This window comes from Desulfosediminicola ganghwensis (genome assembly GCF_005116675.2).
GTDB lineage: Bacteria > Desulfobacterota > Desulfobulbia > Desulfobulbales > Desulfocapsaceae > Desulfopila > Desulfopila ganghwensis.
Map to the genome: position 1 here is coordinate 4,719,620 of NZ_CP050699.1, position 24,622 is coordinate 4,744,241.

Here is a 24,622-nt window from a genome sequence, read left to right on the forward strand (position 1 = left end):
TTATCCATCAGCGCAGAAGAGTATTCAGAGGCAAGAGTAAGATCGGGTGATCTTTAACAAGATGTCATGGCCCCTTTTTTTCTCTGAATGCTTCAGAAATCGTTCATTGAAACAGGGCTATATGAAAGCACCGATTCTTCAAACTACGAAATGTGATGCTCAAGGGGCACTGTAGGTCAGGGACGCTTTGATAATTTGACATGGCTACCTTGTGTGGTGATCAACCTGTTGATATTAATACCACAAAATGGTTAGATATTTCTGCAATTGCCGACTATTCCTGTGAGGCTCGTTGCCTGGGAAGGCTTTTAATGGTTCAACAGCTTGAAAAGTCAACTGCGACAACCTCTTGCCTCAACTATTGGACAGGAAAAATAGCACGACAGAGCAGGACCTTAAGTGCTCTGCTGGGATGCAAAGCGGTATAGGTAAGGTTTGTATAAAGAGTGTTATCTCCAACAATTAGCGTCGGGAAAACACAGTAATATATTGAGCTATATAAAGTGAGGATAGAAATTATGATAAAAGTAAATAAAATCGCGGTTCCCGTCGACTTTTTAGGAAACACGGAGAAATTGCTTGATTATGTCAAGTATATGGCCAAATCGCATTCTGCCGAGTTGCACCTTATCCACATTATTCCAGTCGCTTACGGTGAAGGTTTATGGTCAGTTCCACATTCACAGGAAGCTACAAGTGCCGTGAAAAAACAGATCAACGCCCGTATGGAAGAGTTTGTCGAGCAATTCAGACAGGAAGGTTTTGCCTGCAACGGTACGGTCGTGGTAGGTGACCCGGTTGAAGAGATCGTTAATGTAGCTAAAAAGGTCGATGCAGATATGATGATTATCTGTTCTCACGGCGCGAAAGGGCTTGAGAAAGTTTTACTCGGCAGCGTTACTCAGAGGGTGATTAAACGAGTTCATTGCCCGATTCTGGTTATGAACCCATACCGTAATAAACTACAGGAAAGCGACTAACCTCTACCGAGGTTACACAAAGCATATGCGCCCTCACTCCATTTTATCTTTTCCTTTACAGAATCCTAAACAGTTATCCAATAGCGCAGAATGGTGGACTACCCAAGTGATTATGCACTGATGGTAAGAGGGATTTCAGGCGGGATACCTCCTCTATCTCCCGAAAGGTAGTAGCCAGACCGGTATATGAAAACCGAACGGGCTCCGTTAAAACGGGGGAGGTTCATCCTGACCCTACTTTTGCTCGTGCTGAGCTTTAGGGGTAATCAGATTATTTTTTTTGTGTCCTTGGTGATTTTTTATAGGAGTAATTCCACAATTTTTTCGTTAGCTCTGAGGTAGAATCGAATTCAACACTGTAATTTGGCCGGAGCCTGCAGATTGTCCATGGATTCTCCCCCTATTGTGCCTTATTTTTTTAGTATAAATGGCTGTTCCGAAACGATTGGCTGGGAGAGCCATTTGATGATGGAAGAGTCCCGTTATAATGGAGCTCTAACTGATACTCACAGTACCAGGTGAGTACCTCAGTTCTGATTAGAGGGTGGTGTTATGGAAATTCAAGATTATTGCAAAAATGTCGACACCGAGCTGTCCCAGTGGCAAGAGAAACTGTCTCATATTGTCAGTCAGCTGGATAACAGGCCGACCTCAAGCAAGCAGGGCGTCTATGAGGAGGTAAACGGACTCCATATGATCATTACCGAGATGAGCGACCGAATCGATCAACTCAGGAATGAATGCTCCATCTCATGGGAGCCACAAAAAGAGGACGAGAAGACTCCAAATATTGCTGGCTCAAGCAAGAGGTTTAACCAAAACGAAGAATTGCGCTTCGATTACGATTTTGGAGGCTGATTACCCGAGCGTACGGGTGTAACTACTAATGCACAAGCAGATTCATTGATTGCCTGCCCATCTCTTTCTTATGGTGCAGGCCTTTTTTATGTCGGAGAACGGAATACAATCAGAGGATAGTTTGAGGACAGTATCAACAGAGTATGAAAAGGGAGAAGATTTATTTTTTTCTTTCTGATTACCACTAATCCTCAGCAAGCAATTCAAAGCAAACCAAATCGCTTAAGCACACCTTCTTTCTGCCATTTAGGCACATGACATTGGGTAACAATCCCAACAGAATACAAACATCAATTACAAGGAACCTGAACCCTGCGAATCAATGGATAGGGAAAATCAACCCAAACCATTGGGCCGCCATAGGAGCCTTGCTGCCATTCACCACTCACCCTGCGATTCTGAAAGCAGACCCGGGTTTGATACATGGGTGCAGACTGTGGTGCATACACGGTTCTCGGCTGAGAGGCCGTGGCGAGGGCGCTTACGAGTACTCCCCCGACAAGTACACCGACGACAAGTCCGGCCAGAGCGTCATCAGCGTGGTGATGACGGTACCGATGGTACCGATTGCCATAATGGTGATATTTGTAGCCGTAGGAATGTCCATAGTGTGGTGAACGGTAATATCTTTTATCGGCCATGGAAACGGATACGGAACCGATTAGAAAAACCAGTATAACCAGCGCTGAAAAGAATCGTTTCATTGGAGACTCCTCCTCTATACCTCGTTGGAACGTCTCATAGCGGTGTCTCGATTGAAGAAAAGAGGACTTATTCTCATTTTCTGACTCTTTTCCTCCTTATCCCTTCTTCTCCTAGACTATATGCATTTATTGGCAGTCAACACCGGAGTTGTTGTGCAAGGGAATGAGAGGCTGGGTGACCACTCCACAGGGAAGCAAACAAGGTGGTGTTCATGATGAGAAAAAAAATAACCGGTGAACCTTATGTGCCCTGGCCGGGAACCAGCCTCAGGGCAACCGATGGCCATTTCGTCCGCTTCAAGGCTGAGATGCTTGTCTTCATCTGGGTCTATATGTAGAGATCCACACCTACCTGAGAAAGCAGGAAATCTATCAAGAATATGGCTGCAACCTGATTGAATTGAATGATGAACATGTGCAGAATCTTGACGAACGAAAATGCCTAGACATAACATTTACCAGAAAGGGACCTGCCTGCTTTGCCAGCGTGGGCTTAGATGAATGTAGTCTTACATCATCCCAGATGTCATAACCAAAGAGGCATTTATCGGAGTACTCCCCGATAAATGCCTTAAATATTAAAGCCCCAAGAGACCTAAATTTCCTGGGGCTTTTCTTTTAGCTGGTGGGCTCGGCAGAAGTCGAACCCGAGCTAATTTTTCATTTCGCTCTGAGCCTATTTGTTTCCGGAATATATATATATATATATATATATGGGACAGACCAGAATGGCGCTAGTTTAAGCCTTTTTTTCATATCTGCTCCGATGCTGTATTTCGACCATTTCACTTCTAGGTTTGTTGAGTAACTGATAAGGTTTTGGTCTTCGCTTAAGACACCGCGGATCGCTTCGTCCAGGCCTGTCGAAAACTTTGCAACGAGCCACGACAAAGGATAAATCTGAGAGCATGTTTTGTCTTTCATTTGTGCTCAACCTAGAGGACCCCAACCGTGGTTCCCAACTTCTAATAGCCTGTAGACTTCCTTTGAAACTGATAGACCGGATATCAATGTCTACCAGCTGTGTCGCTTGTAACATTATGCGCCGGATGCAGTTGTACGCTATGAAGTACATTAAAATTTCTTTCTTTATCATTTCAGGCGATTGGCACCGGAGGATATCAAATCCCATCGTTGTCTTGATATCACGAAAGAAAAGTTCGACATCCCAACGCTTAAGGTATAACGCTGCAATTTCGTCTTTCAGGTACTGATCTTGATCGATTAGCGTGGTAACAATATGAAATTCTTTTGTTCTAAACCCTGATTGAGTCACCTTTACTTTGATTTGTCTCATAACGAGTTTGTCGGGAAGGTCCTCCCAGGTTTTCCGCGAATACGACACCATTTCCCTGTATACTGGTTTTTTCCATTCAATCAGTAGATCATCAGGAGCGAATTCTTTAATGCAGTTTTTCCTACCGACTGGTTTTCTACGAGCAAGTGTTATCACACTATCAACACAGCGTTTTTTCAGCTCGGCTAAATCGAAGTAACTACAAAAACCTTTATCACCAAGAAAGATATCACCAGCCTCAAAGGTGGACCACTGCTTACGGAACAATGGAAGTTCGTTACTCTTTTTATTACCGATGGCATAGCTGAGCATTGTTCCGGTTTGCAATGAAAAGTATGCGCATATTCGTGCTGAGGGGAAGCCGCATCCTGGTTTCTGGTTCGATGACTGTGGCCAAAGCTCTTGATTTTCTGCTGTATCCGCCATTGTAACACCTGTCCCATCAACAACAATTACCTGGCGATCATTTAATGAATGAGATGCACGTCGTGCTCCGGACCATTTAGCAGTATGTTGAAACACCTCAACAAGCAGATTTTCATCTAATTTCTTACGTGCACAGCAATATGAAGCGGTAGATGATGATGGAAGCCGAAGGCCGTGGTTAGATGCATATGATTGCAACTTTTTTACAGCTTCTCTACATCCACCGTCTGCATCAAGGACTTGGCCTAAGAAGGACCAAAAAGTGTTTTCCTTGGTAAACAAACGTCGTCTGCTCATCTTTCCCGAAGGATCCTGTTTGAGCAATTTCGTGGGAATGAATTGCCCAAAAATCTCTCCTATCTGTTTAAAAGAGTTCTGTCTGAGGGAAGTGATTTTTCGAGCAAATTTTTGTTGTTGGCTATGAGGTTTTCTACCTCGTTTGGGAAGGTGAAAACCGGGCAACATTGGCATGATTTGGTGTTGGTTTCGCATAGCAAATTATACCAATTTTTGCCAATATATTCAGTTGCTTTTCACCTATAAAACACGCTTAAACTAGCGCCATTCGGGACAGACCAGAATGGCGCTAGTTTAAGCCTTTTTTTCATATCTGCTCCGATGCTGTATTTCGACCATTTCACTTCTAGGTTTGTTGAGTAACTGATAAGGTTTTGGTCTTCGCTTAAGACACCGCGGATCGCTTCGTCCAGGCCTGTCGAAAACTTTGCAACGAGCCACGACAAAGGATAAATCTGAGAGCATGTTTTGTCTTTCATTTGTGCTCAACCTAGAGGACCCCAACCGTGGTTCCCAACTTCTAATAGCCTGTAGACTTCCTTTGAAACTGATAGACCGGATATCAATGTCTACCAGCTGTGTCGCTTGTAACATTATGCGCCGGATGCAGTTGTACGCTATGAAGTACATTAAAATTTCTTTCTTTATCATTTCAGGCGATTGGCACCGGAGGATATCAAATCCCATCGTTGTCTTGATATCACGAAAGAAAAGTTCGACATCCCAACGCTTAAGGTATAACGCTGCAATTTCGTCTTTCAGGTACTGATCTTGATCGATTAGCGTGGTAACAATATGAAATTCTTTTGTTCTAAACCCTGATTGAGTCACCTTTACTTTGATTTGTCTCATAACGAGTTTGTCGGGAAGGTCCTCCCAGGTTTTCCGCGAATACGACACCATTTCCCTGTATACTGGTTTTTTCCATTCAATCAGTAGATCATCAGGAGCGAATTCTTTAATGCAGTTTTTCCTACCGACTGGTTTTCTACGAGCAAGTGTTATCACACTATCAACACAGCGTTTTTTCAGCTCGGCTAAATCGAAGTAACTACAAAAACCTTTATCACCAAGAAAGATATCACCAGCCTCAAAGGTGGACCACTGCTTACGGAACAATGGAAGTTCGTTACTCTTTTTATTACCGATGGCATAGCTGAGCATTGTTCCGGTTTGCAATGAAAAGTATGCGCATATTCGTGCTGAGGGGAAGCCGCATCCTGGTTTCTGGTTCGATGACTGTGGCCAAAGCTCTTGATTTTCTGCTGTATCCGCCATTGTAACACCTGTCCCATCAACAACAATTACCTGGCGATCATTTAATGAATGAGATGCACGTCGTGCTCCGGACCATTTAGCAGTATGTTGAAACACCTCAACAAGCAGATTTTCATCTAATTTCTTACGTGCACAGCAATATGAAGCGGTAGATGATGATGGAAGCCGAAGGCCGTGGTTAGATGCATATGATTGCAACTTTTTTACAGCTTCTCTACATCCACCGTCTGCATCAAGGACTTGGCCTAAGAAGGACCAAAAAGTGTTTTCCTTGGTAAACAAACGTCGTCTGCTCATCTTTCCCGAAGGATCCTGTTTGAGCAATTTCGTGGGAATGAATTGCCCAAAAATCTCTCCTATCTGTTTAAAAGAGTTCTGTCTGAGGGAAGTGATTTTTCGAGCAAATTTTTGTTGTTGGCTATGAGGTTTTCTACCTCGTTTGGGAAGGTGAAAACCGGGCAACATTGGCATGATTTGGTGTTGGTTTCGCATAGCAAATTATACCAATTTTTGCCAATATATTCAGTTGCTTTTCACCTATAAAACACGCTTAAACTAGCGCCATTCGGGACAGACCACGTTTCTTGTAAACAAAAAAGCCGGTAGCATTCACTTTCGTGAATGCTACCGGCTTTAACTGGTGAAGCCTGCGGGAGTCAAACCCGCACCCCCGAGTTGCTCAATACAATGTGTTTACAAAGTCTGAAATAGGTTCAGGAAGCAGATCCTGAGGGTGATCTCCGCCAAAAGTAGCAAGACCACTTCTGCCACTTACTATAATAGCCTCAACTACCTGCTGCGAGTGAGGCTCAATGAGCGAAACTTTTACTTCGACCTTGTCAGGAATCGAGGACCACTCCGTAGCTCTATCTTCCCAATGAAGAATGACAGGATAGACCAAAAAATCTGCATCGTGGTTTAGTGCTGACAGTATTGCTTTTTGCCGTGTCTCAAATACCGATGAAGCCTCTACATTGTCTGTGTGCGTGAGAAATGCTGATCGGAGAGCATCGGTGGTCATAGATCCCGATCCCTCATAAAATTTATTCCCATATTTGCCATCCATAGACATGGAAATATATACTTTGTTGTCGACAGACAGCTTAGTGCCGGTTTGAGTGATATTTTGTGTCACATTGGAATCTGCGCAGGCAGTCAAAAAACACAAGATGAGCAGGTATAAAAGATAGTTTAAGTAACGCATGCAGCACTCCTCCGTTAAAGAATGAATCAGTTTGGCTGGTCACTATTGCAGGTTCATCGATATCAAATTTCAATCGTAGCAGACTATTGCATATGCCAGTCTAATTCAAAACTAAAGAGTGTCAGATTCAAATTAAATCGCCAACTCTATCTCAGCATCTCAATCTCAGCTTAATTTTCCTATCTATGGCGGGCGAGGCGGATTCGAACCCGCACCCTCCTCCTTCGAAGGCCAGCATTTATTGCGGTGCATCCCCGACAGGCTGCTTTTACTCAGTTTTCCGTAGACAACGTGCAACCGAAAAGGATTGCAGAAAAAGCCATCCACCATTATTTACATTAGACGACAATTTTACTCGTATGCGATTACGCTAATATTCGAGCCAGGTTAGCTCACTCAAGCTACGTACCGAAAAACGCATTTCATGCCTCCTGTTTAATGAGCATGAGGGTATTTATGAACTGCTTCGCCGGTTACATTACTTAAGGAATCATCAAAGATGTCTCGCCTGCTCATACTCCCGTCTGGAAACACCTTCACCCACGTACTTGAGTGTCAAGCAATAGGTCAGCAACTCGAGCTATTGGGCCATGATGTTTTCTATGGGATATCAAAACACTATGCTGGCTGGGCAGAAAACGAAAACCTCAGATACTCATGCATTTCTGAGCTATGGGAAAAGGGGCCGACAGACCACCCGAATGTCTCATGGTTTATCGATCATGACTATGTAGCCACATGTGTTCAGGACGAAATAGATCTCATTGACGATGTACAACCAGATTATGTGCTGGCAAATTTTAAATACACATCAGGAATCAGTGCGCGTGCCACCCATACTCCTCTGATCTCCATGAACATCCTGTCCATGCTGCCGGAAACACAAGCTAATTTTGGATATTTACCAGAAGCCACTTCGGCGGAAAGCATACAACAACAAAAGCAGCTGAATTTCTTTGATAATTTTGCATGCGCTGCACTACAGAAAGTAGCTAAAAGCGTCGGTCTAAAGCCGCTGGGTAAAATGTCTGATTATCTTGACGGTGACTGGGTTCTTGTCCCTGATTCACCTTTCTTTCAGGGAAGAACAATTTCCTCCCTTCCAGAACACTATCAGCCGGTCAACTTCCTGCAACTCAAGAAAACACCTCCGTGGTTACAGGCACTGCAGAAATGGTGCCCAAAAACATATCCAACAGATTGTTCTCCCCTTTCCGTTGATGACTCTTTACGACAAACAGTTCAGCAGAAAATCCCAAATGAAAAATCTGTATTGCTGGCACTAGGGAGCATCTGCCGTTCTCAGGAGGTTCTTGTCCACTTGATCTCAGCACTTGAAAGCGGACCATGGAAACTGTATGTCAGCATTTCCGGAACGAATAACCTGTTTCTTGAGCGGTTGAAAAGAGATTTTCCGAATGTGGTATTTGCAAGTTTTTTCAATATCGGCCAGCTGGTCGAGAACGGGCTGGACCTCTATGTCTGCCACGGAGGACTGGGCAGTATTTACGATGGACTGCAATACGCAATCCCGACACTGATCATTCCTCAACAACCGGAGCAGGACCATAACGGTATGCTCGCTGAACAGCTTGGAGGTGGGTTTCGTCTCTGGCCAAGCTCTCCTTTCAGCGGGAGTATTGATAGCTATAAGCAGAAACTTTTTGATACCCCGAGCTCAACCCTACGGGAAACGGTCAAACGCATACTGGATGACCAATCAATTGATAGGCGTCTTGGTATTGCCAAAAACGAGTTTTTAAATGAAGTGCTTTCCTTCCCCGATCCGGTACAGGTATTACAACGAATCATTACTGGCGACACGATAACAATGGTTTCAAATTCAGAAATTTCAGCAATGGAAAAAGCTCTATGAATATACTTTTCTTCCATGGCTTTGATTCGCATCCAGACTCTTTACAGAGATCGATCGATTGTCTGACAAAAGCAGGCCATCAGGTTACCGCACCTTTTATGACCAGCTTTTCGTTGAACAATGGAAAGCACAACGCGCCACAGCAATGGTTCATTGACGCACAATCAGTATTGAAGACCTTTGTCACCACAACACGCGGAGATATAGGTATCGCCGGCCATTCCCTCGGAGGCGCCATCTGCGCGAATCTATTAGCTCAAATCAATCCTGAAACTGACCGTGATGATCTCACTCGTCGTATCTCAAAGTGTGCATTTCTGGCATCTCCTGCCGGTATTGACGACCGCTTCCTCGCATATTGGCGGGAAACGTCCTCTGAACAAATCGACTGGCCATTCAGCCTGCAGGTACAGATGTTTTCATATTTGCAGCGCTGTGATGCCAAATATATGAATGTTTCAATCCCATCCCTTGTGCTCCAGGGTGACAGTGATGTGCATATCCCTCCGTCATCGGGTAGAGCTTTAGCAGAGAAACTTGGAATACATTGTTATTCTTTACACACCCACCCCGAAGCTGATCATTTTTTCCCCAATAGTTCCTCATCAGGTGCCAGGTATCTGCAGGAAAAACTTGTAGCATTCTTTGCCAATAACGGATGATTCATAGTTATGACCGAAGCTGAAATAGTAGAAATATACAGAGAACTTTATCCTGCCATTCCTGCAACATCTCTGGACAAATTTAAAAAGAGTGCAGCGGTCCGCGCAACCATTTCACGAAAACTATCCCTCCCCGCTCCGATATTTACAGACGCTGAGATTTGCCGCCCTGCCCCACCATTTTTTCTTGATCTTGAAATTACAACCTCATGTCAGTTGAGCTGTCGCTATTGTGCAAGAACCTTTATGAAGGTTCCCTCAAAGCACATGTCCTTTCAGCTATTCAGGGAGATTCTTGCTGCCAACCCAAGTGTTGCTGCCGTAAATCTGGTCGGCCTTGGCGAACCTCTGCTTCATCCGGAACTCGAAAGGATTCTCAACGAACTCAAAAAGCGGAAGATACGTACATCACTTGTCACAAACGCCATGGCGCTTAACGCGACAAAAGCCAGGATGCTTATTGAGGGTGGGCTGAGTTCGATCACTTTCAGTCTCGACAGCACAGACCGTGAACGTTTTGAATGGTATAGAGAAGGAGCCGATCTTGATATTATCCTGGATAATATCAGAGAATTTATGGCGCTGAAAAAAGCAGAAGGTTCCACAATGACGGCGAGTATATTCTCGGTCCTGCAGGCAGACACGCTTCCCTACCTGGGTGCGCTGGCAAAATTTGCACGCTCAGTAAACATCCCGGCCATTGTGATTTCAGACCTGAATTTCATAGAGAACAGCAGCAAATCAATCAGCACAACTATCGACAAGGAAACACTGCTGACAAAAATGCGTGAGCAGATGCGGGAAGTGGCCCGAAATGGAATAGTCCTGCTGGTGCCAAACCTGCTCGATAGCGTTAATATTGCTGAAGACTGGCCCACCGCATTACTAAAAAATCCCGAACAGATAGTACAAAGAGCACACTCAAAACATCAGCGTTGTCTCGCCCCTTTGCGCACATTGGTTGTACGCGTTGACGGTGATACAAATTACTGCAACTGCACTCCTGAAACCTCTGCAGGTAACGTAACTTCACAGTCAATAGAGGAAATATGGTGGGACAAAGGTTTACAGAATTTCAGGAACAACCTTTTCTCCGGCCCGGTACCCGGCTGCTGTAAAATTTGTCCGAGACTGTAAGTAGTATTTAGAGAATTTTCAGAAGAGTTTGACTAAAAGACCAAGTAACTGAGTATGGTCAGATCAGAATTAAAATGTATTTGCAATTTCAAATACACCCGCCATTGAACATCCACCCCCACAACTACGTCCAATGTACCGATAAATGAAGCCCCAGGAAATCAATCAGGGTACATCCCTAATTGATTCAATTGAGACACATCCCCAGCTGATTACTATTTATTCAGATCAGTTATGATGCCAAATCGCACTCCTGCTAATCCTTCGTTTTTAAAAGAATCACCCCGGCCAGGATCATGGCAGTTGCCAGGTATTCGGTAAGGCCGATAGGCTCACCCACCAGTAATGAGCCGATCAGCAGGGCCACCACCGGAGGCAGATAGGTCACGGAGGAGGCGGTAATGGTGCCGAGCTCCCTGACGATATAGTAGTAGATAATATAGGCCAGGCCGGTACCAAGGATGCCGAGATTGATTATCATGCCAAATACGGCGTGTGAATCGCTCCAAATCGCATTGATACCAGAATAGTCTGTAATGAGCGCCAGGATAAACAGAGCTGCTCCCAGCTGGTAGGTGGTCAGGGCAGTGGTGGATAATTTGAGGGGTACAATATATTTTCTGGCGTAGATAAAAGATGAACCGACACTGAGCGAACCCATCACCATATACATGACACCGGTAAGGTTGGAATCGGCCAGCTGCTCACCACTTGGCATTCCGATCAGCACTACCCCGCCAAAACCCAGCCCCACACCGATCACTTTCAGCAGGCTGGCTCTTTCTTCAGGGATGAACAATACCGCCAGAATAAAGGCAAACAAGGGAATAGCCCCCGAGACCGCCCCCGCCACACCCGAAAGAAGCAGGGAGGTGCCTTGAGCAAAGCCGTAATAATTGATGATAGCCACCAGAAGCGCCATAACCACAAAATGGTGGGCGTACCGGTAATGCTCAAGCTTTAATTCCCTTTTTATCAGCGCATATGCCAATACTGGCAGGAAACCGAAAAAGACCCTGAAAAACACGATCTGCAGAGGAGAGATTAACTCCAAAGCCAGCTTCATATAAATAAAATTACTTCCCCAAATAGTGCCCAAAACTGCGAATGCCAGCACAGGCAGCAAGGCCGGCAGTTGTCGTGAATTACTCATTAATCCTCTGTCCCGCTTTTGGAATCGTATTGAAAATACACTGTGAAAGTGCAAGACGAAGTCAGATCAGAAAGTATCTGCAACGTTTTTTGACCATCTGTGAAAACAAACAGGATTGGATAAAATTAGCCGGCATATCGAATAGCTGCACCTCAACCCTCTGGACTTTATTGATAGAAAAACAAAGCCCCAAGAGATCGAAATCTCCTGGGGCTTTTTCTATCTATGGTGGGCGAGGCGGGATTCGAACCCGCGACCCCTGGCTTCGGAGGCCAGTACTCTATCCAGCTGAGCTACCCGCCCTTGGGTATGTGTAAAGAAATGTCTCTCCACCGGGGAAGCGAAGAGCAGTGAAATTTACCACAAAATCTCATCATCGCAAGGGAAATTGCTTTTCGGCCGTTGCATTTCGTACAACAAGCTCCCCTTCTCCCGTTGGAGATCTATGATTTTCTCCTAGCAACAAAACTTTCAATGCTTCAGGAAAACATTAAAGGATTTCCCCTCAGGAACAAACGCCCCTGCTACCGGTTGGGGAATTGGAATCAATCAACCACAACCACACCGAGTACCCCTGAGGATTGCTATTTTGGTTCAGAGCGAGGCATTTTCAGGAAATTAAGCGGAGGCGTATGCATAATACGTCGAGCATTGATTTCCTGAAAATAACGAAGAGCTGGGCCAAAAGAGCTTCCTCTTAGACTTATACCGTGTTGCGATGAATCTTATCAACATACTCCTCCCACTCAACCGACAGCATCGACTTCTTTTTAGTATTACACTTCTTACAACTTGGTACCAGATTATCTTTGGTAGAGCGTCCCCCACGCGACAGCGGCACCAGATGATCCATGGTGAGTTGTTTGTAGGTGAACTTTTTACCGCAATAGTAACACAGGCCGGATGAGGTCTTCTGCTGCCACCACCGGCTTTTTTTTAATTCACGAGCCTTTGCACGCTCGGTTCTGATTACGGCATCATCAACGCCGTCGAGATTAAAATAGTCTGTCATTATTCTACTGCTCTCCGGCTCATGCCCCTACCAATTCTCCTACAAGTTCCTTACGTACAGCTCCCACCAGATAGAGTGAACCTGCTACAAGAATCATATCATCCGGGGTGGCAAGCTGTTCTGCGGCTTTCAGGGCATCAACGACATCCCGGGCCAGTACCGCTTTGTCTCTCACATCTTCAGGCAGGCAGGCCGCAAGTTGCTCCGGTTCGGCAGAACGTTCGCCATCCGGTCGGGTGAGGATCAGGCCATCAGCCAGGGGCAGGATAGAGGAAAAACCTCCCTTGATATCCTTATCAATCATTGCTCCCCAGACCACATAGAGCTTTTTATACTGATACTCATCTGCCAGGGTCATGGTGAGGTTCTTTACCCCGGCCGGGTTGTGGGCACCATCCAGCAGATAGCGGACTGAGTTCTCGACTCTTTCACCATTGACCTGCTGCTGCGCCCGGCTCTCTTTTCCCAGCACCAGATATTCAAGCCTGCCTGGCCAAACCACTGTTGCCAGACCTTGACGGAGTTGATCATCTGAAAGATCGAAACCGTTCTCTTTTAAGATATGAACGATAGCCACCACCAGCGAAGCGTTTTCCCGTTGATATGCGCCACGCATGGAACAGCGTAATCCCTCTATTCTGGCACCCAGGGCAAATGTTCCACCTGCCCAGCTCCAGTTCTCATTTGAGTTGCCTGAGTAATGAAATTCATATCCCAGCCGGTAGAGCGGCGCAGACTGCTCTGCTGCCTTCTTCTCCAGCACCTTGATCACTTCGATGGGCCCTGGAGCTGCAATTACCGTCACACCCGGCTTAATAATGCCTGCCTTTTCCCCGGCAACTTCGGTCAGGGTGGTGCCGAGATAGGCTTCGTGATCCATACTGATACTGGTGATAACCGAAACCAGCGGAGTCACCACGTTGGTGGCATCGAGCCTGCCGCCAAGCCCCGTCTCGAGTATAACCAGATCGAGATCGTTCTCGACAAACCAGAGCAGACCAAGGGCCGTGGTGAACTCGAAATAGGTTATCTGATCATCGCCGAGGGCATCGGCCACCTGCTGGGCAATACGGGCAAAATCTGCTTCACTGATAAAGGTATCGTTAATGCGGAACCGCTCACGCACACAGCTCAGATGGGGGGAGGTGTAGAGGCCGACCTTATAACCAGCCTTCTGCAGCACATTCAGCAGCGAAGCGCTCACCGAGCCTTTGCCGTTGGTACCCGCCACATGAACAATCTTCAGCTTCTTTTCAGGCTCGCCAACCTTCTCCAGGAAGGAGTGCATGGCCCCAAGCCCCAGCTTTATCTTGTGCATCTGCAACTCATCGAGGAGTCGCAAAGCTTCATCATATGTCATCATAATCTCTTTCTCTTACGCCGTTCACGTCCTACATCCAACGTCCCACATCCAACGTTTGCCTTCTATCCCCTCACAACTCAGATCCAACATCCAACTCGCAGTTGCAGTTCACATCCAACATCCAACGTCCAACGTCCCACGTCCTACGTGCTATTACGTCCTACGTGCTGTTCCCGTCCTACGTGCTGTTCCCGTCCTACGTGCTGTTACATAAGCGTCAACTTCGCATAATCCAGATGCAGCGTTTTAATTCCATGCCGATCAAACATCACATCGAGCGAGCGAGGCGGTGAGGTTTTTTTCACCACCCCGATACCAAAAAACGGGTGCTGGACCCTGGTGCCCACCGGCAGATTCTCCATGCTCAGTTTCGGCTCTTTCTTCTTTTTAGCCTTGGGCAGGCCGCTAAAATCCGGCGTGGTATACGATGACGGTCGACGGCTGAAACTTGTGCCGCCCGGTTCTATCCGTTCGTAAAGACCGGGAGTGATCTCTGCCAGAAACGGCGACATGCCGACCCGCTTGAACTGGCGATCAGGCGTCATCAATTCCCGCGGATAGGTGAAATAGAGATGTTTACGGGCGCGGGTGGCGGCAACATACAACAGTCTGCGCTCCTCCTCCCATTGTTCACCCATCCCGGCTGAGGCGTGGGGGAAACGTCCATCGGCCATGCCAATGACAAAGACCGCATCGAACTCAAGCCCTTTAGAAGAGTGAATCGTGGATAGAATCATCTTCTCGCCGCCGCTCTCATCCTGGGTGGTGTTATCCGGCGGATCGAGTGCGGTATCATCGATAAAGGACTGCAGGTCGTCGTAGCCTGCCATGATAGCCTTGAGCTGCTCCAGATCTTTCTGCCGCTTGGGATAATCATCGTTATAGAGCGATTCGAATATCGGCTGATAGTAGACCATCACTATCTCGAAAAGAGCGGAAGGCTTCTGCTCACAGGCCAGCAAATCACTAAAAAGCAGGTTCAGCTTCTCCAGGCCGCCCTTCCAGGTCTTGCCAGCCGGGTATTTGGCCAGCGCCTCGAATGGGTCCGGGGCCGCGGCAATGGTGTTGGTGATCTTCTGGGCGGTTTTCGGGCCAACCTTATCGAGTTGCAGCAGGGTACGGTTCCAGCTCAGGTTATCCTGGGTGTTCACCATAAGGCGCAGGAAAGCGAGCACGTCTTTCATATGGGCAGACTCGGTGAGTTTCAGTCCACCGCGCTTTTCGAAGTCTATGCCCATGGTATTCAGTTCAAGCTCCAGCTTGTAGGAATGAAAACCGGAACGAAACAGTACCGCCATTTCCTCCAGCTCCACACCTTCGGCACGCAACCTGTTAATCTGGCGCGCCACAAAGCTCGCCTCTTCCCGTTCATCGCGGGCCCCGTAGATATTGGGCTTGATGTTGCCTTCGATTTGACTGAAGAGGGTTTTGGTGTATTTCTCAGTAGCGTTTCTGATAATATCGTTGGTCAACGATAAAATTGGCTGGCTGGAGCGATAATTCTCTTCCAGCTTGACGATTTTACAGTTGGGGAACACCTTGGGAAAGCGCATGATATTGTAAAAATCCGCGCCTCGAAAAGCATAGATCGACTGGGAGTCGTCACCAACGACCATGACATTATCGTGGGTATAGGCGGCCAGTCGGACAATATCTGCCTGAATCAGGTTGGTATCCTGGTACTCATCGACCATAATATGGCTGAAACGCCTGGAGGTCGCCTCGCGCACCTCCACAGACTCTTCTAACAACCGCTTCCAGTTCACCAGCAGATCATCATAATCCATCAGACCGTGATCATATTTAAAGGTCTGATAACTATCACGCAATCTTACAATATCATCGGTAAAGTCGTTTAAGTGGGCAAACTGCTCATCCACCAGATCTTCAAGTGCAATGGATTTATTCACCGAGCCGCTGATCATATTGATCAAGGCCCGCTTGGAAGGGAACTGTTTCGATTTGCCGGAAAGCCCGAGGGAAGACTTGAGCAGGTTGATAATCCCCTCGGCGTCTCCCCTGTCTATGATGGTAAAACCCGAGCCATATCCGAGATGGGAGCCGTAGCGCCTCAGAAGCAGGTTGGCAATACCGTGGAAAGTACCGCCCACAACCCGCGAGCAGGATTCATTCAAGAGCTGCCCCGCACGCCAGAGCATCTCCTGGCTGGCCTTTCTGGTGAAGGTAAGCAGCAATATCGACTCGGGCGACACACCCTTATCCATAAGATGGGCGACCCTGTGCACCAGGGTTCGGGTCTTGCCGCTACCAGCACCGGCGATAACGAGCACAGGCCCGTCTGTTGCGGTTACAGCTTCGTATTGCGATTTGTTCAGTCCATTCAGGTCAACACCGGGTGATTCAAACCCGTGTCCTGGTAAAAAGTCATTTTTCATGGCGGCACTTTAACACAGAGGTATACCACTGGCAACGCTGGTTGACAAAATGGGCATGGACTGTATTATACCTTGCGTAATAGTTCATTCGATATGGTGACTCTCACCTAATCCATTCAATTAATTTCGGATATCCTCATGGCAACAGACACTTATACCACTATTTTCACCCCGGAAACTCTTTCCAGCCTGTTCCCTAAAGATCGTGCCGACGAATTTTTCGACGCACTGTTTGGTGATGCCAGTGAAGGTGCCTACGATATCGCGCTTGGATTTCGCGGTGCCGATAAGAGCAACCTGGTGATGGAACTGCTGCTGACCGAACGTCCCGGATGCTGCCTCGCCTGTAACCTGACCCAGGGACTGCCGCAGGTATTTTCCCGCCACCCTATCATCAATGTTAACGGACTGGTCAAAGAGATTGATGAGCTGCTTGGCGACGGAGTAAACTGCGGAGAGTGGTCACTGGGCTACACCGAGCAGAGAACCCGTTCACTGCACGTGATACCGTTGACCGTTCAGCTGAACAGTTAAGCGTCTTCCCGAGACAAATATTGAAAAAGCCGATCCTGTCTCAGACATGATCGGCTTTTTGCGTCTATTCGGCTGGAATTCTGACAGCCCTGCTGCACCCCGGTCTCTTTCATATTTCCCTGGCTACCTGCCATCGCCCCTGGCTTTGGCCAGATCCAGTATGTCATCTGCCCTCTCCAGCCAATCAATATCGTCATAACTGCTGTTTGAGGTTATCTTTTAAACGTGTTACGCCTACACTTGTTATATCGACAGATTATTGGCTGACGTTTAGCTGGTTGAGCACAAAGCTGATAACTATCTTCAAAATCAATGTATAATCAACCTGTCCAGCGAATTCCTCTTACCTTTACTACCTCGCTGGGTCTTTTAGCTGAAACTGTGGTATAGCTTTCAACTGATTAGCACAATATTAATAACAGGTACGCATTCCCCGAAATGACACTTAAAGATAAAATTGGCCAGCTTCTGATCGCGGGCTTTAAAGGTGACAGGGTTTCAGTCTCGAGCCCGGTAATACAGGCAATTGAGAAACATAATCTGGGCGGAGTCATCCTGTTCGACCGGCTTCTTGCAGAAAAGTCATCTCAAAACAACATTATCTCTTTCAAACAAACCAAAGCCCTTATCGGGGATTTGCAAAGTGCGGCGGGTAACACGCTGATCGTTTCTGTTGACCAGGAAGGTGGGCTGGTTAATCGCTTCAAAAAAGAGCGCGGCTTTCCCCAGACCCCTCAAGCGGCTCAACTTGGCGAGCATGAGGACACGGGTGCAACCACGGCTGCAGCTCAGCAAACCGCTGGCATGCTGGCGGAGATGGGCTTCACCCTGAACCTGGCCCCGGTTGCGGATCTGAACCTTTACCGGGACAACCCCATCATCGGCAAATATGGGAGGGCTTTTTCCGACAATTGTGAAAAAGTCGCACTCCATGCCGAATGCTGGATAAGAGAGCACCATCAAAACGGCCTGCAATGCTGCCTGAAACACTTCCCCGGCCACGGTAGTGCCAGAAACGACTCCCATCTTGGCCTTGTGGATATCAGCAGCTACTGGCGGCATGATGAACTGCTTCCTTTCCGAAAGCTGATAGAAAGCGGCCTGGTCGACTCGATCATGACCGGTCATCTTTTCAATGAGCGGCTCGATCCCAAATACCCCGCAACCCTCTCAGGGGCGACGGTTAATGGCCTGTTGCGCGGTGAGCTTGGTTTTACAGGACCGGTACTTTCTGACGATATGCAGATGCAGGCCATCACCGACCACTATGGCCTTGAGGAATGCGTGATCCGCGCCTTAAACAGCGGCGTCGACCTGCTTGTCTTCGGCAACAATATGGTATATGATCCTGACATTACAGAGCATGTTATTACAATTATTCTCAAGGCCCTCCACAACGGAAGTCTTGAAGAAGCGCAGCTTGAAGCAGCCTGGCAACGGGTTCAACGTTTACGACAATTGCCTTTAAACAACATTTAGGAACAACGAGATATGAGCGCACAGCAACCTCACCAGACCCACTCAATTCTTTTCGGCTATCTGACCTGGATTTTCGGTTTTCTTGGAATGCACCGTTTTTACTACGGCAAACCCATTTCAGGAACAATCTACTTCTTCACTCTCGGGCTCTTTTTTATCGGCTGGATTATCGACCTGTTTCTGATACCGGGTATGGACCGTGATGCGGACATCCGTTTTATCGATGGGGAACTGGACTATAACCTGGCCTGGCTGCTTCTGACTTTTCTCGGGGTTTTCGGTATACACCGCATGTATATGGGCAAATGGCTGAGCGGCATTCTCTACCTGTGCACCTTTGGCGTGTTCGGGTTAGGTATTATCTACGATCTCTGGACCCTGAACGACCAGATCAGCCTGATAAACGGCAAAAGCTCCAGAGCATAATCCCCCAAAAAAAACAAAAAGGGTGCACGGCATGAAACACCGCGCACCCTTTTCAAATTCTGACAGTGATCTTTCCTGCCCAGGCTCTTATCTACAAAAACTTCCCGTCAGTGCAGACAGTGATGGATTATCTTGGATAGCTCCCTTAAAGACACCGGTTTCATACAGTATTTATCAATGCCTGCCTGTTGAACGTCTTCCCGGGAGAGTTGATCTGAATAGCCGGTGAAGAGCACCACCGGCAATTCGGAACGAACCTCTTTCATCGCTCTGCAAAGCTCCACCCCTGTCAGCTCAGGCATGGTGAGATCTGTCAGCAGCAAATCAAACTTTTCCGGAGTTCCTGAAAACAGTTTCAACGCCTCAAAGGGTGAAGTACAGCCCGTTACCGTATAGCCAATGCTGGTCAGCAGTTCCCCTGTAACCTGTACCACCTGGGCTTCATCATCCACCAGCAGGATATTTCCCTGCCCCTTTACAAGGTCGACGGTGTTTACCACCTGATCGATCCCGATGCGCTTGCTGGAAACAGGCAAATAAATCTCAAACGTCGTTCCCATGCCTACTTTACTTTGCACCTCTATACGACCACCCATACGGCTGATTATGCCATGCACCAGGGCCAGGCCCATACCGGTGCCGCGACTCTTCTCCTTGGTAGTGAAGTATGGTTCGAAAATACGATCGAGCGTCTCAGCCGGGATCCCGCAACCAGTATCAGCCACAGTCAGTTTCAGCCACCCCTTGCCACTGCTGTCAACCCTGTCACGTTCAAGCTTGACGGAAAGGGTGCCGTGATTGCCTGCCATAGCGTGGGCACTATTAGTACAAAGGTTCATCAAAATCTGGTGAATCTGTACCGGGTCAACAGAGACAATCCCGCACTGTTCCTCAATATCCTCTACAATGGCGATGGTGGACGGAATAGTGACCCGCATCAACTTAAGAGCTTCTTTCACTATCGGCTGAATATACAGAAGACTCTCTTTCTGCTCGCTGGCGCGGGAGAAAGTGAGGATCTGCTCTACCAGGCTTTTTGCTCTTTTCGCTGCCCTGAGGATACCATCGAGATACTCGAGTACCACCTCATCGGCATTGGCGTTTCGCATAAACTTAAGCCGGATGATCTCCGAATAGCCCATAATTGGCGTAAGTATATTATTGAAGTCATGGGCGATTCCACCTGCGAGGGTACCGATGGCCTCCATTTTCTGGGTATGCCTCAACTGCTTTTCAAGTCGCATCTTTTCTGTGACATCGCGGCCAATGACCACCACAGATACGATGAGGCCATGGTTGTCACGTACCGGCGTCCCTGTAAGTTCATAGACCCGCTCTTCACCGCTACAGGTCTGCAACTCGAACTGCTGGATGGTAGTCTGCGTTTTACCGGATAGAAGGCTCTTGGGAACAGCACAGGACTTGCAAGGCTGACATCGGCGGCAAAACAGCTCATGACACGTCTTGCCAATGGGGTCTTCGGACAATTCCCTGACTTTCTCATTTGCCCATATGAGTTTTTCATCAGTAGCGAACAAGCAGAGAATTCCAGGAAAACCCTCAAGGATTGCCTGCTTTTCAGACTCACTCACCTGCAGGGCTGTCTTGATGGCGTTTAACTCAGAAAACTCAAGAAGTGCCACAAGAATCCCGAATACACCTCCATCCCCATCGGTAAGCAGTGATTTTTTCATCACCACCTGGACAGGTACCCCTCTCGCACTTGATATCTCGATCTCGTGTGATACTCTGCCGCCGGAGGCAATGAGCTGTTTGTCGATCTCCCGGACACGACCTGCAGACCTGGGTGCAAACAGGTTATATGGGTCAAGCCCATGGTAATTAAGGGGCAGGTCACCTACCAGTTCATAAAAAAGCTGATTGCCGCAGACAAATATCCCATCATCATTTATAAGAAAACAAGGGACAGCAACAGCATTTACAACCGATTCCATAGAGAGGCCGGGCTGGGCAAGGCTACCGTTAGAATTTTTTTCATCAACCTGGGTAGACACAGACTGCTGAACCGATCCTGAAGTGTTCTTCATATCCATTTTGCAATAGCACGCAAGCCCTGTTTTCTCTTGAGTATTTTGTCAAAAAAAATAAAAAGCATTTTATTTTGTATCTTTACCGCATTTAACGTTCTCTACTCCACCGCCAAAATGGTTGTCGGAGTAGAGGGCCATACAGCGTCATCTTCAGCATGTCGGCAGTACGCACCTTAGCTCCCCCAAGGATATAAACTCGTATTCTTCAGGTTCCTGTAAGGTATTACCCAAAAACCTTAAACCCGACACGGACTCAACTGGCGGGAACTTTGGGCGGGGCGAGCTTTCAGCCGGCGGCCTCTGCCGCGAGCATAAATACCACCATGTGGAAAATTATCTGAAACTTGCAATATTAACAGAATGTTTAGTCTTTACAACTGCTTTGTTTCCATGATTTTCATCTGCCCTTTTTCTTGACTCTTCACTCCTTAATCGGTAGTGTTTATGGTTTTAGATCGTTCAGAAACGCAGAATATGCACAACCAATAGAAGTTGATTATGAAAAGACCAGGATTAATTACAGAGAACAGCCAACCCGAAAAACCTGAGATAGAATACCCTTGCGACTGGGTATACAAGGTGATAGGGGAAGATCCGACGGTATTGAAAGAAATAATAATTACCGCATGTGCGCCTACCCAGGTTCTGATCAACCACTCCCACACCAGTTCCAAAGGCAAATATCACAGCCTCAACGCCAGCCTCATGGTAGAGGATGAGAAACAACGGTTGCAAATTTACGACTTATTAAAAAATCATCCGGCCGTGAAGGTCGTACTTTAATTCCAAATCATGAGCAGCGAATCTTTAGAAAAACAATCACAGCTTATAAGTGCTCTTCGCGAGGGAGTGGCCGTCGTACAGATGATCTTCTTTAAAGAAGTACGTGCCACAGTTGGTGAGAAATTCAGCGATAAGGACCCTGGCTTTATTTCCATGCTGGCCGGGGCGGTTATCAACGAGGTTTTCGGAACCGTCAATCCGGAGCAGAGATTCGCAGACTTTCGAAAGGGCAACAGAGGGACGATAGAGCAGGAGCTGATCAGCCTGAAAACTGACCACGCTGGTCTGTTGCCGGCCTTAACCGATGCACTGAGAATTCAGGTGCTCTGCGACAACCAGGAAGGCTCGGACAGCTCAGACATACTCAAGCAGGCAGACACCCTGGGAATCCTCCAAGAAGACCGCACAGTCCCCATGCCCTCAACCTTTATGACCCTGGTTCGTGGCCTTGGGGAACAGCACAACCTGATTATCGCCCCGGTTCAGATCACCCCGGAACAGGATAAGCAGCTCGTCCACTAAGACGCATTTCCCATCATGATGTGTGAAGACCAGAAAGCCTGATTACTTTCAATGCATTGAAAGTAATCAGGCTTTTATTTTTTCGGTAAAATGTTCACTGGAGGCGTGCAGCTGGTAACGGTTCTGCGGTTAAGTCCACCAGATTATACAGCCCTGGCCTGATCTGTATTTACGAAGGGATACATTCATCACGTCCCACCCGGACCTGAATAACGCCACGAACAGAGTTACAGACAAACACTGCCTCGGCCGCATAGACATCCTCCCGGGTCAATATTTTCTCCACCAGCTCGATATTGTTGTCTTCCAGTAACTTTCTGCGCATCACTCCGGCCAGAAGTCCACTCGTTACTGGTGGAGTAAGATAACGACCATCCTTATAGATAAAGATATTCGTGATCGCACCTTCCGTCACCTCACCTTTCTCGTTGGTAAAAAGCAGATCAAGACACCCCTCTTGTCCCGCCCGTCGCATGCCCGCGTCATAGATATCACGCTGCGTCGTCTTGTGCAAAAATGCCGACTGCATGGAATTAACAGTCTCACTGGCAAATTTAACCAATGGTATTTCTCTGGTTTTATCGTCCGGGCATACCGGCAAAGCTACTTTGAGTGGCGGTTCGCATTCAACCGAGCTGACCGTGACTGCACCATCTTTTGCCAGGAGCAAACGGACCCTGCGGACTCCGGAATGATCTGCCACATGGCTATCCAGGGCTTCGACCAACTCCTCCATGTTGAAGTTGAAGTGGTAATACCGGGCCGAGGCGGTCAACCGCTCCAGATGCTCAGTTCGCAACCAATAGCCTTCACCGCTTTGCCAGAGGAGAGTTTCGATAAGCTGAAACTCAGGAGCGGGATTGGTAAGAAACCTTCCCTTCAATAGCGCTTCACGCCACTCATCGCGGGGGTCGGAATCATGGGTTATACCTCCGCCCACACCCATTTCTCCACGAAAGCCATTACCGTTCTCCGAGAGCACAAGAGTCCTGATGGGGACATTAAACACAGCATCTCCATCGGGTGTGAGAAAACCAATTGCTCCGGTATATACTCCACGTGGCTCCTTTTCGAGTTCGTGGATAATCTCCATGGTACGGATTTTGGGGGCACCCGTGATCGATCCGCAGGGAAAAAGCCCTTTGAAAAGATTGTTGAGAGTGATCGAGCTTTCCTTTTCAGAAATACCGTCAATAGTTGAGGTCATCTGGAGCAGACTCTCGTATGGTTCGACGTCAAAAAGAGAGCGAACCCGAACCTCTCCGCCACCCGCCTCATGCAACACCCGGCCGAGATCATTTCTGAGCAAGTCAACGATCATCACATTCTCGCTTCTGTTCTTCTGATCGCTATGCAGGAATGCACAAGCCTGTGCATCTTCCAGGCCGTCCCTGCCACGGGCCAGAGTGCCTTTCATTGGCCGAACAGTGAGCCTGTTCCCGCTCTTTTTGAAAAATAATTCCGGCGAGAAGGACATCACCCGCTCAGCCCCCCAGCGAATATAGGCACCGTAAGAGACAGATTGGTTTCTCCTGAGTACCTTGTAAAGAGCTTCAGGTGACCCACCCAGGTTGAACAGTAATTTCAGTGTATAATTGACCTGATATGTATCACCTGCCCGAATATACCTGAGCACCGCGTCGAGCGCCTCAAGATATTCTCCCTCGCTTATACTTGGTGATATTTCAGATATTTCATATGATTTCAAACTGTCGATTGGTGAACATTCGGGCAATTTGAAATTGTGGTTTCCATTTTGGTGGTCAAAATACCAAGGGGTTGTATATACGCCGAGGTCAGCGACCAAAGTTTTGCCACCCCGTGGTATATTTTTCAGACCGGAGATTTTGCTGATCAGGGTAGTACCAAACTCATATCCGAACCAACCGGCAACGTAATAGCCTTTATCCAACCACTGTTGCACCTGCTGCAAAAAGGCTTCACCACAGTCAGATATATCACATCGCAACCTGGTTACCGGTTCTACGAAAATGTAACTTTTTGTATTGTCCTCACCAGGTTTTGCAGTGTCAAAGTAAGCGAATTGTTCAACTTGTGCTAAATGGCACAAAAGCTTGTTAAGAAGGGTATTTGAAGTGGTTTGCATAAAGCTCCTTAGAAACCTCGTTTCCTACTTGGTCCCACCATCATACCTATCTCCTGAAATTAAAGAGAAAAAGAGTA

At 47.3% G+C, this 24,622-nt stretch carries 21 protein-coding genes and 1 tRNA gene; 11 read left to right on the top strand and 11 right to left on the bottom strand.

Annotation, left to right across the window (positions count from 1 at the left end; all coding sequences use genetic code 11):
• The first annotated feature begins 518 nt into the window (after nt 1–518).
• Nucleotides 519–980 (top strand): universal stress protein, encoded by a 462-nt coding sequence (locus FCL45_RS20295; RefSeq protein WP_136797915.1) that lies wholly within the window; start codon nt 519–521, stop codon nt 978–980.
• A 552-nt stretch (nt 981–1,532) separates the two neighbouring features.
• The gene (locus tag FCL45_RS20300; RefSeq protein ID WP_136797914.1) at nt 1,533–1,838 is read left to right on the top strand and encodes a hypothetical protein; all 306 of its coding nucleotides are present in this window, start codon (nt 1,533–1,535) and stop codon (nt 1,836–1,838) included.
• Nucleotides 1,839–2,128: 290 nt separating this feature from the next.
• Here the strand turns inward: FCL45_RS20300 and FCL45_RS20305 are convergent, their stop codons facing one another.
• Complete coding sequence (locus FCL45_RS20305) at nt 2,129–2,542, bottom strand: hypothetical protein (RefSeq protein ID WP_136797913.1); 414 nt, start codon at nt 2,540–2,542, stop codon at nt 2,129–2,131.
• 212 nt (nt 2,543–2,754) lie between these two features.
• On the opposite strand from FCL45_RS20305, the gene FCL45_RS24960 reads away from it, so the two are divergent.
• Entirely contained in the window at nt 2,755–2,880 is a 126-nt protein-coding gene (locus FCL45_RS24960) for a hypothetical protein (protein WP_267313995.1), read from the top strand.
• A gap of 401 nt (nt 2,881–3,281) precedes the next feature.
• Here the strand turns inward: FCL45_RS24960 and FCL45_RS20310 are convergent, their stop codons facing one another.
• From FCL45_RS20310 to FCL45_RS20320, 3 genes are all read right to left on the bottom strand, one after another.
• Complete coding sequence (locus tag FCL45_RS20310) at nt 3,282–4,736, bottom strand: IS4 family transposase (protein WP_217907577.1); 1,455 nt, start codon at nt 4,734–4,736, stop codon at nt 3,282–3,284.
• A 120-nt stretch (nt 4,737–4,856) separates the two neighbouring features.
• Nucleotides 4,857–6,311 carry an IS4 family transposase gene (locus FCL45_RS20315; protein ID WP_217907577.1) on the bottom strand — a complete coding sequence of 485 codons (1,455 nt, stop codon included), beginning with the start codon at nt 6,309–6,311 and terminating at the stop codon, nt 4,857–4,859.
• 208 nt (nt 6,312–6,519) lie between these two features.
• On the bottom strand, nt 6,520–7,044 hold the full coding sequence (locus FCL45_RS20320) for a DUF4823 domain-containing protein (RefSeq protein WP_136798758.1): 525 nt from the start codon (nt 7,042–7,044) through the stop codon (nt 6,520–6,522).
• A gap of 583 nt (nt 7,045–7,627) precedes the next feature.
• Between FCL45_RS20320 and FCL45_RS20325 the strand changes: the two genes are divergently transcribed.
• The 3 genes from FCL45_RS20325 to FCL45_RS20335 are packed head-to-tail and all read left to right on the top strand — an operon-like array spanning nt 7,628 to nt 10,719.
• Nucleotides 7,628–8,920: a glycosyltransferase family protein gene (locus tag FCL45_RS20325; protein ID WP_176360074.1), complete on the top strand. Its 1,293-nt coding sequence runs from the start codon at nt 7,628–7,630 to the stop codon at nt 8,918–8,920.
• The gene (locus FCL45_RS20330; RefSeq protein WP_136798756.1) at nt 8,917–9,582 is read left to right on the top strand and encodes an alpha/beta hydrolase; all 666 of its coding nucleotides are present in this window, start codon (nt 8,917–8,919) and stop codon (nt 9,580–9,582) included. The genes FCL45_RS20325 and FCL45_RS20330 overlap by 4 nt, the downstream gene beginning before the upstream one ends.
• 9 nt (nt 9,583–9,591) lie before the next feature.
• Complete coding sequence (locus FCL45_RS20335) at nt 9,592–10,719, top strand: radical SAM protein (protein ID WP_136798755.1); 1,128 nt, start codon at nt 9,592–9,594, stop codon at nt 10,717–10,719.
• Between the two features lie 256 nt (nt 10,720–10,975).
• On the opposite strand, the gene FCL45_RS20340 is transcribed toward FCL45_RS20335, so the two are convergent.
• From FCL45_RS20340 to FCL45_RS20360, 5 genes are all read right to left on the bottom strand, one after another.
• A complete protein-coding gene (locus FCL45_RS20340; protein WP_136798754.1) occupies nt 10,976–11,872 on the bottom strand; it encodes a DMT family transporter in 897 nt (298 codons plus the stop codon).
• A gap of 226 nt (nt 11,873–12,098) precedes the next feature.
• Nucleotides 12,099–12,175: transfer RNA gene (locus FCL45_RS20345), tRNA-Arg, on the bottom strand.
• Between the two features lie 400 nt (nt 12,176–12,575).
• Nucleotides 12,576–12,884 carry an HNH endonuclease gene (locus FCL45_RS20350; RefSeq protein ID WP_136798753.1) on the bottom strand — a complete coding sequence of 103 codons (309 nt, stop codon included), beginning with the start codon at nt 12,882–12,884 and terminating at the stop codon, nt 12,576–12,578.
• Between the two features lie 19 nt (nt 12,885–12,903).
• Nucleotides 12,904–14,247, bottom strand: coding sequence for a bifunctional folylpolyglutamate synthase/dihydrofolate synthase (locus FCL45_RS20355; protein WP_228721379.1), 1,344 nt, complete (start codon nt 14,245–14,247; stop codon nt 12,904–12,906).
• A 206-nt stretch (nt 14,248–14,453) separates the two neighbouring features.
• Nucleotides 14,454–16,643: an ATP-dependent helicase gene (locus FCL45_RS20360; protein ID WP_136798752.1), complete on the bottom strand. Its 2,190-nt coding sequence runs from the start codon at nt 16,641–16,643 to the stop codon at nt 14,454–14,456.
• A gap of 138 nt (nt 16,644–16,781) precedes the next feature.
• Here FCL45_RS20360 and FCL45_RS20365 point away from each other — a divergent pair, with 138 nt between their 5' ends.
• From FCL45_RS20365 to FCL45_RS20375, 3 genes are all read left to right on the top strand, one after another.
• Nucleotides 16,782–17,177: a pancreas/duodenum homeobox protein 1 gene (locus tag FCL45_RS20365; RefSeq protein WP_136798751.1), complete on the top strand. Its 396-nt coding sequence runs from the start codon at nt 16,782–16,784 to the stop codon at nt 17,175–17,177.
• A gap of 438 nt (nt 17,178–17,615) precedes the next feature.
• Nucleotides 17,616–18,656 carry a glycoside hydrolase family 3 protein gene (locus tag FCL45_RS20370; RefSeq protein WP_136798750.1) on the top strand — a complete coding sequence of 347 codons (1,041 nt, stop codon included), beginning with the start codon at nt 17,616–17,618 and terminating at the stop codon, nt 18,654–18,656.
• Between the two features lie 12 nt (nt 18,657–18,668).
• Nucleotides 18,669–19,082 carry an NINE protein gene (locus FCL45_RS20375; RefSeq protein ID WP_136798749.1) on the top strand — a complete coding sequence of 138 codons (414 nt, stop codon included), beginning with the start codon at nt 18,669–18,671 and terminating at the stop codon, nt 19,080–19,082.
• A 107-nt stretch (nt 19,083–19,189) separates the two neighbouring features.
• Here the strand turns inward: FCL45_RS20375 and FCL45_RS20380 are convergent, their stop codons facing one another.
• Entirely contained in the window at nt 19,190–21,130 is a 1,941-nt protein-coding gene (locus tag FCL45_RS20380) for a hybrid sensor histidine kinase/response regulator (RefSeq protein WP_167495840.1), read from the bottom strand.
• Between the two features lie 501 nt (nt 21,131–21,631).
• On the opposite strand from FCL45_RS20380, the gene FCL45_RS20385 reads away from it, so the two are divergent.
• A complete protein-coding gene (locus FCL45_RS20385) occupies nt 21,632–21,916 on the top strand; it encodes an HP0495 family protein (RefSeq protein ID WP_136798747.1) in 285 nt (94 codons plus the stop codon).
• A 9-nt stretch (nt 21,917–21,925) separates the two neighbouring features.
• The gene (locus FCL45_RS20390) at nt 21,926–22,438 is read left to right on the top strand and encodes a hypothetical protein (protein WP_136798746.1); all 513 of its coding nucleotides are present in this window, start codon (nt 21,926–21,928) and stop codon (nt 22,436–22,438) included.
• A 169-nt stretch (nt 22,439–22,607) separates the two neighbouring features.
• Here the strand turns inward: FCL45_RS20390 and FCL45_RS20395 are convergent, their stop codons facing one another.
• Entirely contained in the window at nt 22,608–24,545 is a 1,938-nt protein-coding gene (locus FCL45_RS20395; protein WP_136798745.1) for a chorismate-binding protein, read from the bottom strand.
• Nucleotides 24,546–24,622 lie beyond the last annotated feature (77 nt).

What these genes read in the sequence shown, in the direction of transcription:
- FCL45_RS20295 (WP_136797915.1), top strand. Translation starts at nt 519, where the DNA reads ATGATAAAAGTAAATAAAATCGCGGTTCCCGTCGACTTTTTAGGAAAC.
- FCL45_RS20300 (WP_136797914.1), top strand. Translation starts at nt 1,533, where the DNA reads ATGGAAATTCAAGATTATTGCAAAAATGTCGACACCGAGCTGTCCCAG.
- FCL45_RS20305 (WP_136797913.1), bottom strand. Translation starts at nt 2,542, where the DNA reads ATGAAACGATTCTTTTCAGCGCTGGTTATACTGGTTTTTCTAATCGGT.
- FCL45_RS24960 (WP_267313995.1), top strand. Translation starts at nt 2,755, where the DNA reads ATGATGAGAAAAAAAATAACCGGTGAACCTTATGTGCCCTGGCCGGGA.
- FCL45_RS20310 (WP_217907577.1), bottom strand. Translation starts at nt 4,736, where the DNA reads ATGCCAATGTTGCCCGGTTTTCACCTTCCCAAACGAGGTAGAAAACCT.
- FCL45_RS20315 (WP_217907577.1), bottom strand. Translation starts at nt 6,311, where the DNA reads ATGCCAATGTTGCCCGGTTTTCACCTTCCCAAACGAGGTAGAAAACCT.
- FCL45_RS20320 (WP_136798758.1), bottom strand. Translation starts at nt 7,044, where the DNA reads ATGCGTTACTTAAACTATCTTTTATACCTGCTCATCTTGTGTTTTTTG.
- FCL45_RS20330 (WP_136798756.1), top strand. Translation starts at nt 8,917, where the DNA reads ATGAATATACTTTTCTTCCATGGCTTTGATTCGCATCCAGACTCTTTA.
- FCL45_RS20335 (WP_136798755.1), top strand. Translation starts at nt 9,592, where the DNA reads ATGACCGAAGCTGAAATAGTAGAAATATACAGAGAACTTTATCCTGCC.
- FCL45_RS20340 (WP_136798754.1), bottom strand. Translation starts at nt 11,872, where the DNA reads ATGAGTAATTCACGACAACTGCCGGCCTTGCTGCCTGTGCTGGCATTC.
- FCL45_RS20350 (WP_136798753.1), bottom strand. Translation starts at nt 12,884, where the DNA reads ATGACAGACTATTTTAATCTCGACGGCGTTGATGATGCCGTAATCAGA.
- FCL45_RS20355 (WP_228721379.1), bottom strand. Translation starts at nt 14,247, where the DNA reads ATGATGACATATGATGAAGCTTTGCGACTCCTCGATGAGTTGCAGATG.
- FCL45_RS20360 (WP_136798752.1), bottom strand. Translation starts at nt 16,643, where the DNA reads ATGAAAAATGACTTTTTACCAGGACACGGGTTTGAATCACCCGGTGTT.
- FCL45_RS20365 (WP_136798751.1), top strand. Translation starts at nt 16,782, where the DNA reads ATGGCAACAGACACTTATACCACTATTTTCACCCCGGAAACTCTTTCC.
- FCL45_RS20370 (WP_136798750.1), top strand. Translation starts at nt 17,616, where the DNA reads ATGACACTTAAAGATAAAATTGGCCAGCTTCTGATCGCGGGCTTTAAA.
- FCL45_RS20375 (WP_136798749.1), top strand. Translation starts at nt 18,669, where the DNA reads ATGAGCGCACAGCAACCTCACCAGACCCACTCAATTCTTTTCGGCTAT.
- FCL45_RS20380 (WP_167495840.1), bottom strand. Translation starts at nt 21,130, where the DNA reads ATGAAGAACACTTCAGGATCGGTTCAGCAGTCTGTGTCTACCCAGGTT.
- FCL45_RS20385 (WP_136798747.1), top strand. Translation starts at nt 21,632, where the DNA reads ATGAAAAGACCAGGATTAATTACAGAGAACAGCCAACCCGAAAAACCT.
- FCL45_RS20390 (WP_136798746.1), top strand. Translation starts at nt 21,926, where the DNA reads ATGAGCAGCGAATCTTTAGAAAAACAATCACAGCTTATAAGTGCTCTT.
- FCL45_RS20395 (WP_136798745.1), bottom strand. Translation starts at nt 24,545, where the DNA reads ATGCAAACCACTTCAAATACCCTTCTTAACAAGCTTTTGTGCCATTTA.